Genomic DNA, 15127 nt, shown 5'->3' with positions numbered 1-15127 from the left:
CTGTAATTAAATTAAAGTGATGGTGACAGTAAATGAGTAAACCTAAAACAGGTGCAACTGTATCTAAAGTAGGAAAAGTTTCAGTTGAAAACAATTATCAAGATGATTTTGATCAAGTTGTGGAGGCAATTACTAAGCTTTTAAATGCTGGTCAAAGACCTGATTTAAATAGTATAAGAAAACAGCTAAATGTTAAAGATAATAAAAAAGATAATGTCATTGAATACTATTTGCATATTTGGGAGATGCGCCATGCAAGTATTTCACTGGATAATTTAAATTTTGATATGGACAGTGAAATTGAAGTCACTTCTGATACAAAAAATGCCAATCACCTTCAATTATTAACGAAGTCAAAACAGTTAGAAGAATCGTTAGCCATGATGAAGGCAACCATTGAAGCAACTGTTGATTGTATTTTAATGATTAGTAAAGAAGGTAAAATTATTGGTTTTAATCAGAAATTTATAGATTTGTATCGAATACCACCTGAAGTTTTAAATTCTCAAGATGAAACAGCAGGCTTAAATTATGTTTTATCTCAAGTAGTTGACCCTCAAGAATTAGTTACATTAGTAACAGAAAAATATACCAACCCAGTAGAAGGCAATTGTGGAGAAATGTTATTTAAAGATGGCCGTATTGTTGAGCGATACTACCAACCACAAATTGTCTCTGATGAAGTCATTGGCCATGTTTGGAGTTTTAGAGATATTTCAGAGAAAAAACGTCATGAGAAATATTTGAATCTAAGAAAACAAACAATTGATGCAAGTACTAATGGCATTATTATTGCAGAAAAAGATAAAAATACACTAGTTATTGAGGATGTTAACCCAGCATTTACTGATTTAACAGGAATTCAAAGAGATGAGGTTATTGGTGAAGGCGTTTTTAGCTTCTTCAAACAACATAATATGAATTTAAATGTGGATATATCAACATTAGAATTAGCAGTTAAAAACAATAAACATGTAATGCGTGAAGTGTTAATTCAAGGTAAATATGCAAATCAAATATGGTGTGAATTGCAATTAACGCCTGTCAGAGATGAAGATAAAAAAGTTGATCACTATGTATGCATGTTGATGAATATTAATGCGCGTAAGCAACTTGAAGCAGAGTTATTGAAAAAGGCTACTTATGACACATTAACAGAATTACCGAATCGCTCACTAATTTTAGACCGTCTTAATCAAGCAATTGTTAATGCACGAAATAGAAAACTTTCATTTGCTGTTTTCTTTATTGATTTAGATCATTTTAAACTCGTAAATGATACTTTAGGCCATGGTGCTGGTGATGAACTATTAATATCAGTAGCAAATCGATTGAAAGCAGAGCTAAAAGGAATTAATACCGTTGGTCGATTAGGTGGTGATGAGTTTTTTATTATTTCAGAGTTATTTGAGCCTCAAAATATGCCGCTAGCTTTAGTTCAAAATATAGAGTCTGTTTTTCTTTCTCCGATTAGATTTAATAAACAAGAGATCAGTGTTAGAGCAAGTACTGGTTGTTGTGTTTATCCATCAGATGGTAAAAAAGCAGCCAGCTTGATGAAAAATGCTGATATTGCAATGTATCATGCAAAAAACTCAGGTAGAGGTAACTTGCAGTTCTTCAGAAAAAGCATGAATCGTTTATTTGCAGAGCAATTAAGTATTGATAAAGCATTAAAAGAGGCGATTGAAAAACAAGACATGCATTTAGTTTATCAGCCAATTATTGATATTGAGACAGAACAGATCGTTTCTGTTGAGGCATTAGTACGTTTTAACTTTCTTAAACAACGTAATATTGAACTAAGGCGAGTGATTGATATTGCTGAAGAGTTTGGTTTAATTTTAGAGATTGGTAATTGGGTATTAAAGAAAGCATGTGATGATCTTAAGAAAATAAATGATGCTTTTGGATTAAATCTTAAGTTATCCGTTAATGTCGCAGGAGCACAAATTAAAAATATGGCTTTTGTTCAATATGTTAAACAAGTATTAAAAGAAACGAAGTTTCCTGCAAATTTATTAGGGTTAGAAATTACAGAGACATTTATGGCTTCAAACGATCAAAATAGTTTAGATTTAATGAATAAACTAAGAGAGCTAGATGTTGAATTTTTATTAGATGATTTTGGTACAGGCTATTCTAACTTAGGGACACTACATCAATACCCTTTAGGTAAATTAAAAATTGATAAGTCATTTATTGATAAAATTAATACCAAGTCAATTGATAAAGATTTGATAACTGTAATTATTGCTATGGCTAAAACATTTAACTTAGTTACAGTTGCAGAAGGTGTTGAAAAGTTAAGTCAAGTTAACTACTTAAAAGAACTCGGTTGCGATCAGATTCAAGGGTTTTATTTCTCGAGGCCATTAGCTTATGAGCAACTAGAAAAATGGTTAGAAGATAAACAATTTACCAAAGGTAATTAATGCCTAGAACAATATGTTGATTATATCCATAGTATTGACCAGCAAAGTTAAAGAATCCTGTTGCATTACTCGTACGCGAGATAAGATAAGCAAATTCATAGGCAAGATTAAATTGCCATTGATTTAGTGTATAACTGTAGCCTAATGAAGCAATAACTGCATCATAATCAGGCACTGCAGGTACTAGGTTATCAGCTGGTATTGCTGCTTGGTTATAACTCATGCCAGCAAATACTTTATTTTTATCATTTATTGTATAAGCAGTACCCAGGCGGTAATTACTTGAATTATGTGCATCGATGGAATTAGTAACTCCTGTATTACCATAATATCTAGTAACACCTTGTACATAGGACCACATTTCATAGTCATATTGAAAACTAATTAACCATTTAGGTAATAATTGCCAAGCAAATCCAGCACTTAAAACGCCTGGATATTTAACGTCAGTTGTAAAGTCTCCACTCGCTAGAGAAGATGAACCAGAACCATCCATATGAATGACTTCAGGTCCACGATAATCAAGGCCAATTTGAAAAGTTGGTGTTACTTTCCATAATGCACCTATTTGAGCTGTTGCGCCAAAACCATCGGCTGATTCATTTTGCCCTAATACATCTAACTTTACTTCACCATAAGAGATAACAGCACTTAGTGCAACTGACAAATAAGGCGTAACTTGCCAGGCCAGTGTAGGTACTAAATCAGTTCTTAAAAAAGTTGATCTCATTCTTGAGTTATAAGTTGCTGCATTGGTGTCGTAATCAGTTGAGCGAGCAAATGGAGTATATAAACCTATGCCAAAATACCAATCATTATTAATTGGCGTGACAAAAAAGACATTTGGGCTGATAGCATAAGGATTAGAAGTAGTTGTAGTATTATTATTGCTATTTTCATATTTTACATTCGGATGATATAGCTCAATATTAGTTTCAAGCATGGGTTGTTTGATTTGTGTAATGCCTGCTGGGTTATAATAAATTGCTGATGGGTCATCTGCAACAGCGACAAAAGCTTGCATAGCAGTGCCTTTAAATCCAAGTGAATTTACAGCAGTATTGCCAGCATAACCATTTATATAAATCATACTAAAAAATAGCACACTTGCCAGAGTACGATATTTCATAAAACATCCTTTTTATCTAACTAGGTTAGCTTTACTATAACTATAGTAATAATTAATTAATCTGGTGTGATTAATTTTCAAGGATAGCTAAATATGTTGTTAAAATATCAACAGAAATACCAGGACGATATAAGTAAAATAGGACTAATAGTTATTAGCTTGTTTGCATTATTTTATTGTTTTGACTACTTTTTACAGATTTCAATTAGTGTGTTTTTACAAGAAATTAAATCAGAGTTTTATATTACTGATTTTAAGCTTGGTTTGATGGGAGCAGTATTTTTTATAAGCTATATTATTATGCAGATGCCAGGGGGATATTTAATTGATTGTTTTGGTGTTAAGAAAATTACGTTGTGGATGTTGTTGTGTTGTTTTTTAGGTACTTTATTGATGTATGTCACAAGTAGTTTCTGGATGTTATTAATAGCTCGAGTATTGATAGGTTTAGGTTCAAGCATTGCATTTTTATGTGCCATACGTGCCATACTTGAGTGGCTGCCTGTAACATGTTTTTCATTTTTTGTCGGTGTTTTACAGGCATTGTTAGGTATTGGTGCAATTATGGGGCAAAGCCCCATTGCTTATTTAAGTCAGTTTTATAATTGGCATCAAATTTCAATTGTATTTTGTTTTATCTCCTTAGTTCTTTTTATTTTATTTTTATTTGTCGACTCACCAATTAAAAAGAAATCTAAATTAGTAAAAATGGACATTAATAAAAATTTAAAACGGACAATGATTAAATTAGTAATAGCTGCTTTATGTGATAAACATCTACTTAAATTGTCTTTACTCGGTTTTATTATTTGGTCACCAGTTGCATCATTAGCAGGGTTTTGGTTGATTCCAATGTTGGCCTTTAATTATAAAATAACTGCAATAGAAGCTGGGTTTATGATTGGTTTTTTTTGGCTGGGAATGATTCTTGGAGCAATTATTATTCCAATTATTTCTGATTATATTAAAAAAAGAAAACCAATTGTAGTTGTAGGGTTTATGCTGCAATCAATTACCTTAATCTTATTAATTAGTCTGCAATTGCCAGAGTTAGTCTTTTTGTTTTGTCTTTTAATATTAGGGTTAGTTTGCCCACTTCAAGGTTTTATTATTGTGATTGCTAAAGATCAGTATAATAAAGAAAATTTTGGCTTATTAAGTGGAATGCTTAATATGTTTGCTGCATTAAGCGGAGGTGTGATGCAACTTGTAGTAGGAGGGTTATTAACCTATTGTTTTTATAATTATTCAGACCCTTATTTTTGGAGTTTTATGCCTTATATTATACTTTCAGTTATTGGCTTATATATTAGTTTATTTAAGTTGGCAGAATCTTACCCTTATGCGGAGAAAAGATTAGTTTAATCATCAGTGTTTACTTTATTTTATTGAAAAGCTTGTCTAGTTTTAATAGTATGGAATAAATATAAAGGGAATTATTATTGCTTTATTATATTATAAGGCGCCTATTATATGCGATACCTATATTAATTGGCGTTAATATCATCACTTTTTGTTTATTTTTTATTGTTAATACACCTGATGATATGGCTAGAATTCATTTGGGAGAAAAGCATGTATCTAACGAATCAATTGAACGCTGGAAAATTGTTCATGGTTATGATAAGCCTTTATTTATCAATGAAAAAAATTCTGGTGTAGGATTAATTACAGATACAATATTTTTTCAAAAATCACTGAAATTATTTATATTTGACTTTGGTCAAGGGGATGATGGACGTGATATTAGTTATGATATTAGTCATCGTATTGGGCCATCTTTAGCATTAGCAATACCAGCATTTATCTTAGGTATTTTAACCAATATTACTTTTGCCTTGATTTTAGCTTTTTTTCGGCGTACCTATTTGGATGTTTGGGGTAGTTTTCTCTGTGTTGCTTTAATGTCAATATCTGGATTATTTTATATTATCGCAGGCCAATATCTAATTGGCAAAGTCTTAAAATTAACGCCCATATCAGGCTATCAGGGCAGTATTGATGCTTGGAAATTTGTTATATTACCCGTTGTTATTGGTATTATCAGTGGTATTGGCTCTGGTACTCGTTGGTATCGTGTCATATTTTTAGAAGAAATGTCAAAAGACTATGTTAAAACTGCAAGGGCAAAAGGTTTAAGTGAGCGACGAGTGATGTTTGTTCATATTCTAAAAAATGGTTTAATACCCATATTAACTGGTGTTGTTGTGATTATTCCCTCATTATTTATGGGGTCGTTGGTTATGGAGAGTTTTTTTGGTATTCCAGGTCTTGGAAGTTATACACTTGATGCGATTACTCAACAAGATTTCTCTGCATTAAGAGCAATGGTATTTTTAGGTAGTCTCTTATATATTTTAGGACTTATTTTAACCGATATTACCTATGCTTTAGTAGACCCTAGAATTAGGTTAGGGTAAATCTATGGTAGAGTTTATTTTTCTATATACTGATTTGTTATTGTGGTTATTAGTCATTATTTTTGTTGGTTTAATTTTTGTTTTTAGAAAAACACCTTATTTAGCTCAAATATTTTATCATGTTAAATCATCAAAGTTAGGTGTTGTCTGTGGATTGATATTAGCCCTGTATTTAATTATTGCTTTGAGTGATTCGGTTCATTTTAAACGTATTATAGTTACTGATAGTGCTCAAGTGAGTACAAAGCCGTATAGTGAGACACTATTAGATTTATATTTATCGCCCTGGCATGATCTAAGTGAAACTACTTATTCAATGCCATTTAGTAAAGCATCATTTGTAAAGTCATCAGAAGTTGATAAACATGCTAAATTACATAGAGCATATGCACCACTACAGCATTTAAAACCATTGCCTTATACAAATTTATCAAGGTTAAATAATATAATCTTACTTTCATTACATGGTTTTTTGAAAGCACTAGTATTTGTTGGTGTGTTATTTATATTATGGGTACTCTATTGTCGTTTTCGCCTAGAAACAAGTTATCGAGATGTATTAGCACGTTTAGTTAGGCGAAAGTTTGACAGCGCTTGGCTAAGTTTTTGGTTTACTTTATTAATCTTGTTATCTTTGATCTTTATTGTTTATCATCTGTTACCGTATTTTCACCTTTTAGGCACTGATAAAGTTGGCAATGATGTATTATATCAAGCTGTTAAAAGTATTCGTACAGCCGTAATCATTGGTACTCTAACAACATTAATTTTATTGCCATTAGCCGTTATTTTTGGTGTATTAAGTGGTTATTTTGGTGGAATTGTCGATGATATTATTCAATATATTTATACCACATTAAATTCAATTCCAGGTATTTTATTGATCGCATCGTTTTCTTTATTATTAACCGTAATTATGAGTAAATACAGTGAGCATTTTGCATCAAGTTTGCAAAGAAGTGATTTACGTCTTTTAGGTTTATGCATTATTTTAGGTATCACAAGCTGGAGTAGCTTATGCCGTTTATTAAGGGCAGAGACTTTAAAAGTAAAGCAGTTAGATTATATTATGGCAGCTAAATCACTTGGTTCATCTAATTTTACTATTTTAAGAAAACACATTTTACCGAATATTGTTTATCTTATTTTAATATCTATAGTGATTGATTTTAGTAGTTTGGTTTTAGCAGAAAGTATTTTATCGTATGTTGGTATTGGTGTTGATCCAACAATGGCATCATGGGGAAATATGATTAATAGTGCAAGATTAGAGCTTGCACGTGAACCAATTATCTGGTGGCCATTATTAGCGGCATTTGTATTTATGTTTATACTCGTTTTAGCAGCTAATTTGTTTGCTGATGTAATACGAGATGCATTGGACCCAAAGCTTAATTAAAACAGATATCTTTTATCATAAAACTTGATTTATTTTTACCTTAAAATAAGCGTTATTTTTATTTAAATGATTCCTCTATCATTGGCTTGTGTAGGTAAAAAAGGAATTTTATCTATTTAGAAACTATTCAATTTTTCAATATAGGAGGTTGTTATTATGGCTTTAACTCAAGAACAACAAGATTGGTTTGAGAGAGCAAAAATTATTTATCATAAGGTTGATGATCTAGCATATCAAAACCAAGAAGAAATTCAATTTGAAAATATTTATGATCATGTGGTTTTTTTGACGACAAATGAAAGAAGTTCATTACTAATAAATCATGAGAAAATGCAAGATGGTTGGGAAAAACTAAACACAGAGGCTAATGAATTATTTAATTTACATTCAGCAGATGAAGCTTATATTCTTTGTCAGTTAAATAGTAATAAATCATTCATTGATGCATTTAAACTACAAGAAATCAATTCAAACCTACGTAGTATTGGCGGACAGGGTGGTAATGCAGTTCAGGGTGAAGAAATTGCTATGGAAGTAATGGGTAATGCGAATGTTTTTATGAAGTACCCTAATACTTGTCAAAAATTTGGAATTGAATATCCAACTTCTAAAGATTTTGATGCGGCAGCTAGAAATTCTTTATTTCAATGGCAACAAGAAAAAATGCCTGATATAGATCTTCATATAGATTTAGATCAATTATCAATTGATGATATCCTTATGATTACTAATGCTTTATCCGCTATTGATAAAGCTAATTACCAATTGCTGACAGAAGAAAATGTAATTAATATTATTGAAAGTGAGCAACCTCAAATAGTTGCAGCAGAACTATTAATTAGAGGTGGCTTGCAACAAGCACAAACAGCAACTGGAGATTTAAATAAACGCAAAATTGCAGATCATTTGTTAACTAATATGGCTGATAATGATTTAGTTCAAACATTATGTAATGGTGCTCGAGCTATGTCCCATCATACAAACTTATTTAAATCACGTTCAACTACAACTATGCCAAAGGCCTATCAAGCAGCACAACCTTATTTTGAAAAAGCCAGAGAACTGTTAAATATTTCAGATGCTAACTGGCGAGGTGTTTTAAAAAATAAACCTAATGCATTTGAACAGTTAGCTATAAACGATGAACGACTTGTTTTCTCAAGCTATGCAGATCAAAAGAATCAAGAAGTAGAACATCAACTTGATCAATAACTAAGCTTTGTAATCTCTTTTGTTGATTTACAAAAGGTCTCTTTAATAAAAAATAATGAAATAATAAGCGCAATAGCCATTAAGATAGGCATGATAATAAAGGCTTGTTGGTAATTGTCGATGGTTATGTTTTTGGAGTTATCCGATACAGAGGCTAATAACCAACCAATAATGGGTGCATTAATTGAAGTGACAAGCATAATCATTGCGTTATTTAGGCCGAGGCCTGCAGCAAGGTAATTATGATTACATTGTTCAGCCATAATCGCAAAGCCAATACTTTGGCCACTTGCACCGATTCCAAGTAAGAAAAACGCAATGTATAAAATAGTAAGATTCAATGGAAAATAAATAATAATACAGATTGAAATAATGCAACAAATAGCAGAAAGTACCATCATTTGTTTGCGCTTAGAGGTTAAATCTGAAATAAAGCCTAAAAGCGGACAGCCTATGGCATAACCAAGCCATGAGATTGTTAATAAATAAGATGCACTATTAGAGCTATAGCCGTGCAGCATCAAAAATGCTTTACCACTATTTTCTGATAAATATTCGATAGAGAAATAAACACAGGCCGAGAAAACTGCAATCAACCAAACTTGAGGTTGTCTAAATAAGCCATAGATATCTCTTGCTAATGGCCGTGGCCGTTTTAGTATTTGAAAACTACCTACTTGGTTTTGATTGTTTTTTACGATTATTATAACCAAAATAGCAATAAAGATGCCAATAATGCCAAGAATATAGAAAATATAGCGCCAACTTATATGAGATTCATTCGCAATGGCATTCATAGGGCCGGCTGAAAGCATAGGACCCATGGTGCCAATAAATTGTGAAATACCAATAAACAATGCAATATTTTTTCTTGGCATCCAGTCATAGACGGCAACAAGTAAACAAATAAAGCCAAAAGCTGAGCCAAATCCCATTAATACTCTAAAAATAACGGCTGTATTAAATGTATGGGTCATGCCAAAGCCAATCACAGCAATAGAGCAGATAACCGTTGCAATAAATAAAGTTCGTTTTAAGCCAAAGCGATCAGTGATTAAACCAACTGGAATTTGCATAAGGCCATAAATAAGTTGATATGCTGTTGAACTTAAGATAGCAAAGGTTATAAAATTTAGTTCAAGATCATGCATAATTGGGTGCTCAAAAGTACCAAGTAATGTACGCAAAAGAAATTCATACATAAAAAATAAGGCACAAATAAGCCAAATGATTGTTCCAATGACACTAACTTTTTGGTTATCAATCATAAGTTACTCGTTTATATCTGGCTGTGATTCTTCCCACTCTTCGATTAATGCTTCAGCTTTAACATTATCAATAAATGAATCAATTTTAAAAATAGAAGCACCTTCTTGAATTAAAGGTGATCGATTAATGCCAACGATAACACCATCAATATGCGATTTAACAACGGTTGTATTTTCATTACTAAATGGGTCAGAAAGCCGCGCAATCTTTTCTCCTTTTTTAATATACTCGCCAAGGCTTACTTCAGTATGTAAAATACCTGATGAAGGTGAGGTTAGCCAATCTTCATCTTTAGAGAATAAAGGAGAGACTTGATCATCAGCTTCTTCGTCAATCATCTTGATTTTGCGCATAACATTAAGCACACCCTCTAAGCCAGTTGTAATCGCTTCTTGATCAAAGCGCATTGCTTCACCTGCCTCATAAACTAACAATGGAATATTGAGATTTTCCGTCGTTTGTCTTAGTGCACTTTTGGAGGTTTCAACTTCAGTTATTACCGGTGCTTGAAAGGCTTTAGCTAGGTTTTTAGTTTTTGCATTATCAAAGTTACAATAAACTTGAGGTAAAATTTCATGGTTAAGTGACCCTGTCTGTAATTCAATGCAGTAGTCTGCTTTTTTAAGAATTTCTTCTGTAAAAATATAGGCGATTCGTTCACTAAAGTTACCTGTTTCATTACCTGGAAAGCTATTATCAATTGAAACGCCTGAAGGCGTAGTTTTAGGATAATGTGTAAGACCATAAACATTTAATGCTGGAATGATAATCATTGTGCCATTAAGCCCACTAGGTTCAATGATATCATAAAGTTGATTAGTAATTTCAAGCCCATTAAACTCATTACCATCAATCATTGCAAATGTTAATAGGCATGGCCCTTCATGTTTACCATTAATCACTTTAATTGGCATATACATAGGAGAACAAGAGTATTGCTCAGGTAATGGTAAGGCTAAGGTGGCTTTTTCACCTGGATGAATATTTGCATTACATATTTTTAGTGTATGATTTTTCATAAAAAGCCTTAACAAAGATTTTGAGCTAATGGTGCATATGCTAACATTAAAGGGTATATCGATTCAACCGTTGGCCATACCGCATACAATAATGCAATAACATAGGAATATAGCTTATTGATCGATATGTTTTAAATTTAGCCGTTCAATAATGGCGCCATTTTGCTTTGCTTGAGATAGCCAATAGTCAGCTAAAATAAAATTCTCTTCAGTACCAATGCCTTTAAGGTAGAAGTAGCTTAAATAATACTGTGCTTGTGGTTGGCCAGATTGGGCTGCAATTAGCATTGATAAAAAAGCATTTTTTTTATTTACAGGTACGCCAATACCTTGTAAATACATTAAACCAAGTTTAAATTGAGCTTCAGCATAACCTTTACTTGCAGAGTATTTAATCCAGTTAACTGCAGCGATTAGATCTGGTGTTGTATTATTTTCACCTGTAGTGTAATCAACACCTTTTTGATAAGCTGCTTCAGCAGAGATCGTGCTATCTTTAGGAATATTAGATTGATAGAGTTTTTGATTGGCTGCAACTTGATCAAGTGATGTTGGTATCGGATTGGTATTGGTGTTGTTTGATGCGCAGGCACTTAGCATAATAAAGCTAAAATAGAGTATTACTTTAATAAGTGCTTTAAGCATATAGTTACCTTTATTTTTTAGCACAAGCTAAGTTTGGCTATAGCTTACTGAAATTTACATATTCGTTCAATCAGAGGTTGCATTATTTTTAAGCGGCTACTGAATTAAAAGTGCTAAATTGTTTTAATAACTGTTTAACAAAATCTATTCTTTCTTGGGCAGTCAGTAATTTTTCTTTAATTAAAAGTCTACCATTTTGGGAGAGTTGAAAATTTTGATGATTTTTTTGGACATATTTAATTAAATTAATTGGATCAAATATTAAAGGTTCAATAAACTCTACTCTGCCACCTGAGCTATTAAGCTCAATTTTTGCAATACCAAATTGGTTGGCATCGATTTTAAAATGGCAGATCTCAAATAGATGACTAGTTGCTTCAGGTAAAATACCAAAACGATCAATCATTTCAATTTTAATGTCATTAAGTAGTGCATGTGTCTCTGATGAAGCAATACGTTTGTATAATGATAATCGTTGATGAACATCAGGCATATAATCATCAGGAATTAAAGCTGCTATCCGTAGCTCTACTTCAGTATGATTTTTAATTAAATCAAAGTCTATCGAATCAACTGTTTTGCCAGCTTTTAAAGCTTTTACAGTGCGGTTGAGTAACTCAAGATATAAATTAAAGCCGATACCTTCAATATTACCACTTTGCTCTTTACCTAATAGTTCGCCAGCACCTCTAATTTCAAGGTCATGTGATGCAAGAATAAAGCCTGCGCCTAAGGATTCATGGTCACTTAATGCTTCTAGGCGTTTTTGTGCATCTTTGGTTAATGACTTCCATGGTGGTGTTAATAAATAAGCATAGGCTTGGTGATGTGAGCGACCAACGCGACCTCTTAATTGGTGTAGTTGTGCAAGTCCAAAGTTATCTGCTCGATCGATAATAATCGTATTAGCATTAGGAATATCAATTCCAGTTTCAATAATGGTTGTACAAACAAGAATATGTGAGCGTTTGTGTTGGAAATCAAACATAATACGTTCAAGTTCTTTCTCACGCATTTGACCGTGTGCTGTAACAATTTTTAAATCAGGAAATAAACTTTGTAATTTTTCAGCTCTTTGAAAAATTGTCTCGACTTTATTATGTAGGTAATAAACTTGACCACCTCTTAATGTTTCACGAGTAATGGCTTCACGAATCACTGAGCTATGATCTTGGCGTATAAATGTATTAACAGATAGGCGTTTTAATGGTGGGGTAGATATAATGGATAAATCACGGATGCTCGATAGGGCCATATTTAATGTTCGTGGAATAGGCGTTGCTGTCATTGTTAAAATATCAATATTTGTTTTTAATGCTTTGATTTTTTCTTTGTGGCTTACGCCAAAACGGTGCTCTTCATCAACAATTAACAGCCCAAGATTTGCAAATTTAATCGTTGGTGATAATAATTTATGTGTGCCAATGATAATATCAATTTGACCTAAATGAAGTTGTTTTAAAATATTATTTTGCTCTTTAGTACTTTTAAAGCGTGATAAAACTTCAATGCGAATAGCGCTATCGGCAAAACGGTCACTGAAGTTATTATAATGCTGCTGGGCTAAGAGCGTTGTCGGTACTAATATAGCAACTTGTTTATTATTATTTACAGCAACAAAACTTGCTCGCATTGCAACTTCTGTTTTACCAAAACCAACATCACCACAGACTAGGCGATCCATTGGTTGTGACTGTTGCATATCAGCTAATACTGCATCAATTGCTTTTTGTTGATCGGGGGTTGTTTCAAATGGAAATTTCTGTGCAAATGATAAATAATCTTTTTCATAAAATTGGTTGCTAAAACCTGATTTTAACTCTCTTTGGGCATAAATATCGAGTAGTTCTGCTGCAACATCTTGAATTTTCTTTGCAGCTTTTTCTTTAGTTTTATCCCACTTATCAGTACCTAATTGATTTAAAGGTGCATTTTCAAGCTCAGTACCACTATAGCGGCTGATTAAATTCAATGACTGGATCGGTACGTACAGCTTTTCACCTTTAGCATAGTTTAAGGTTAAATATTCTTGAGGCTTAGCACCTAAGTCAAGTATGGTTAAGCCTTCATAGCGACCAACACCATAATCAATATGAACAACTGCACAGCCTTCTGTTAAATCAGATAAATCTTTTAATTGAGTATGTTCATGATCTTTATATTTTTTATCTTTACTACTTTTAATATAATTAGGTGCATGATTACTAAATAGCTCACTTTCTGTAATTAAAGATAAAGTATCAGAGCGAAAGCCACGACTAAATGGCGCATGAATCAAAGTTAAATTAGAACTAGCATTCATTGCATGGTTAAATGTATCACAAAACTCAATTTTTAAGTTTGATGAAGTTAACTGCTCTTCTAAGATTTTAGCGCGGCCTAATGAGTCAGCACTAAAAATAATTTTCTGATTGTCATTGGATTGAATAAATTCAAGTAGACGTTTATAAGGTTGTTTAAATTGATAGTGTACAGTTAAATCAGTTAATGGTTTAAATGTAAGTAATTGGCCTTTTTCTTTAGTATCATCCTGATAGATATGTAATTGAGGAAAAGATTTAATTTTCCTAAAAAATTCAATGGGTGTAGAAAATACACAAGCAGGTGCTAAAATTGGCTTTGTTGTATCGTATCTGAGTTGTTCATATTGATGATTGATATCTTGCCAATAGTGTTCAGCTGCATCGAAAGTTTGGTTTAAGTGTACGATGATCGTATTATCATTTATAAAGTCACAGATTGTACTAACGCTTTCAAAAAACAAGGGCAAATAATATTCAATACCACCGATATAGCGATTGTTTAAAATATCTTGGTAGGTTTCATCATTAATACCACGGTCTTTAAATGTATCTTGCCAGTTACTAGCAAAAAGATTAATACTGTTGTGTTCTAATTTTATTTCTCTTGTTGGTAGGATGTTAATTGATTCGATGGCTTTTTCAGAGCGTTGAGTATCAATATTAAAGATGCGGATACTGTCAACTTCATCATCAAATAAATCGATACGAAATGGATAATCAGAACCCATTGGGAAAATATCAAATAAGCTACCGCGAATGGCAAATTCACCACGACTACTGACTTGATTGACACAATGATAGCCACTTTTTTCAAGTTCTAAGCGGTATTGATCAATATTTAATTTATCATGACATTTTAAAATAAACGTTGATTGTTCAAGATAATTAACAGGTGGTAGATATTTAAGTAAAGTTGTAATTGACGCAATTAAAAGTAAGTTATTTTGGCTATTTTTAAGTGCATATAATGTTTTTAAACGCTCTGAGATAATATCGTCACTAGGTGAGAAACGATCGTAAGGTAATGTCTCCAAATCAGGAAATAAGTAAACTTTATCCTCATCAACTAGATAAGTTAATTCATCATAGAGCTGATTAGCTTTTTGTAAGCTATCAGTGATAATAAGTAAGCTATGCTGATTTTGACTATATTGATCATATAACTCTTTTAAAACAAAGGCACGTGCGCTACCAACTGCTGAGGTGAGTATTGGTTTAGTAGCTGGTTTTAGCTTTGGTAAGTTTTTAAGATAAGACATAGTTTTAGATTCAACTTTCATTTAATCAAGAATTTTT

Annotated in this window: 10 protein-coding genes; 5 read left to right on the top strand and 5 right to left on the bottom strand. The window is 32.3% G+C overall.

Features of this window, described 5'->3' with window-relative positions; genetic code table 11:
• Positions 1 to 32 precede the first annotated feature (32 nt).
• Entirely contained in the window at positions 33 to 2435 is a 2403-nt protein-coding gene (locus KFE69_12625; GenBank protein UTW42312.1) for an EAL domain-containing protein, read from the top strand.
• Here KFE69_12625 and KFE69_12620 read toward each other — a convergent pair.
• Positions 2419 to 3564 carry an outer membrane protein transport protein gene (locus KFE69_12620; GenBank protein UTW42311.1) on the bottom strand — a complete coding sequence of 382 codons (1146 nt, stop codon included), beginning with the start codon at positions 3562 to 3564 and terminating at the stop codon, positions 2419 to 2421. The genes KFE69_12625 and KFE69_12620 overlap by 17 nt on opposite strands.
• A gap of 93 nt (positions 3565 to 3657) precedes the next feature.
• Between KFE69_12620 and KFE69_12615 the strand changes: the two genes are divergently transcribed.
• The 4 genes from KFE69_12615 to KFE69_12600 all read left to right on the top strand — a co-directional run bounded on the left by KFE69_12615 (position 3658) and on the right by KFE69_12600 (position 8595).
• Positions 3658 to 4929, top strand: coding sequence for an MFS transporter (locus tag KFE69_12615; protein UTW42310.1), 1272 nt, complete (start codon positions 3658 to 3660; stop codon positions 4927 to 4929).
• Positions 4930 to 5006: 77 nt separating this feature from the next.
• Positions 5007 to 5984 carry an ABC transporter permease gene (locus KFE69_12610; GenBank protein UTW42309.1) on the top strand — a complete coding sequence of 326 codons (978 nt, stop codon included), beginning with the start codon at positions 5007 to 5009 and terminating at the stop codon, positions 5982 to 5984.
• Between the two features lie 4 nt (positions 5985 to 5988).
• Positions 5989 to 7383: an ABC transporter permease gene (locus tag KFE69_12605; GenBank protein ID UTW42308.1), complete on the top strand. Its 1395-nt coding sequence runs from the start codon at positions 5989 to 5991 to the stop codon at positions 7381 to 7383.
• A gap of 156 nt (positions 7384 to 7539) precedes the next feature.
• Entirely contained in the window at positions 7540 to 8595 is a 1056-nt protein-coding gene (locus tag KFE69_12600; protein UTW42307.1) for a hypothetical protein, read from the top strand.
• Here KFE69_12600 and KFE69_12595 read toward each other — a convergent pair.
• The 4 genes from KFE69_12595 to mfd all read right to left on the bottom strand — a co-directional run bounded on the left by KFE69_12595 (position 8589) and on the right by mfd (position 15090).
• Positions 8589 to 9863 carry an MFS transporter gene (locus KFE69_12595; protein UTW42306.1) on the bottom strand — a complete coding sequence of 425 codons (1275 nt, stop codon included), beginning with the start codon at positions 9861 to 9863 and terminating at the stop codon, positions 8589 to 8591. The genes KFE69_12600 and KFE69_12595 overlap by 7 nt on opposite strands.
• A gap of 3 nt (positions 9864 to 9866) precedes the next feature.
• Positions 9867 to 10883: a succinylglutamate desuccinylase/aspartoacylase family protein gene (locus KFE69_12590; protein UTW42305.1), complete on the bottom strand. Its 1017-nt coding sequence runs from the start codon at positions 10881 to 10883 to the stop codon at positions 9867 to 9869.
• Between the two features lie 114 nt (positions 10884 to 10997).
• Positions 10998 to 11528 (bottom strand): sel1 repeat family protein, encoded by a 531-nt coding sequence (locus KFE69_12585; protein UTW42304.1) that lies wholly within the window; start codon positions 11526 to 11528, stop codon positions 10998 to 11000.
• Positions 11529 to 11616: 88 nt separating this feature from the next.
• Positions 11617 to 15090: a transcription-repair coupling factor gene (gene mfd / locus KFE69_12580; protein UTW44081.1), complete on the bottom strand. Its 3474-nt coding sequence runs from the start codon at positions 15088 to 15090 to the stop codon at positions 11617 to 11619.
• Between the last annotated feature and the right edge of the window lie 37 nt (positions 15091 to 15127).

The organism is bacterium SCSIO 12844 (assembly GCA_024397935.1).
Classification (GTDB): Bacteria; Pseudomonadota; Gammaproteobacteria; order Francisellales; family Francisellaceae; genus M0027.
Note: the sequence above shows the minus strand (reverse complement) of the source record. Positions and strands in the feature narration are given on the sequence as shown.

Bases quoted from the DNA above. Each gene is read 5' to 3' on its own strand.
- KFE69_12615 (UTW42310.1), top strand. From the start codon at position 3,658: ATGTTGTTAAAATATCAACAGAAATACCAGGACGATATAAGTAAAATA.
- KFE69_12590 (UTW42305.1), bottom strand. From the start codon at position 10,883: ATGAAAAATCATACACTAAAAATATGTAATGCAAATATTCATCCAGGT.
- KFE69_12595 (UTW42306.1), bottom strand. From the start codon at position 9,863: ATGATTGATAACCAAAAAGTTAGTGTCATTGGAACAATCATTTGGCTT.
- KFE69_12625 (UTW42312.1), top strand. From the start codon at position 33: ATGAGTAAACCTAAAACAGGTGCAACTGTATCTAAAGTAGGAAAAGTT.
- KFE69_12585 (UTW42304.1), bottom strand. From the start codon at position 11,528: ATGCTTAAAGCACTTATTAAAGTAATACTCTATTTTAGCTTTATTATG.
- KFE69_12620 (UTW42311.1), bottom strand. From the start codon at position 3,564: ATGAAATATCGTACTCTGGCAAGTGTGCTATTTTTTAGTATGATTTAT.
- KFE69_12605 (UTW42308.1), top strand. From the start codon at position 5,989: ATGGTAGAGTTTATTTTTCTATATACTGATTTGTTATTGTGGTTATTA.
- mfd (UTW44081.1), bottom strand. From the start codon at position 15,090: ATGTCTTATCTTAAAAACTTACCAAAGCTAAAACCAGCTACTAAACCA.
- KFE69_12600 (UTW42307.1), top strand. From the start codon at position 7,540: ATGGCTTTAACTCAAGAACAACAAGATTGGTTTGAGAGAGCAAAAATT.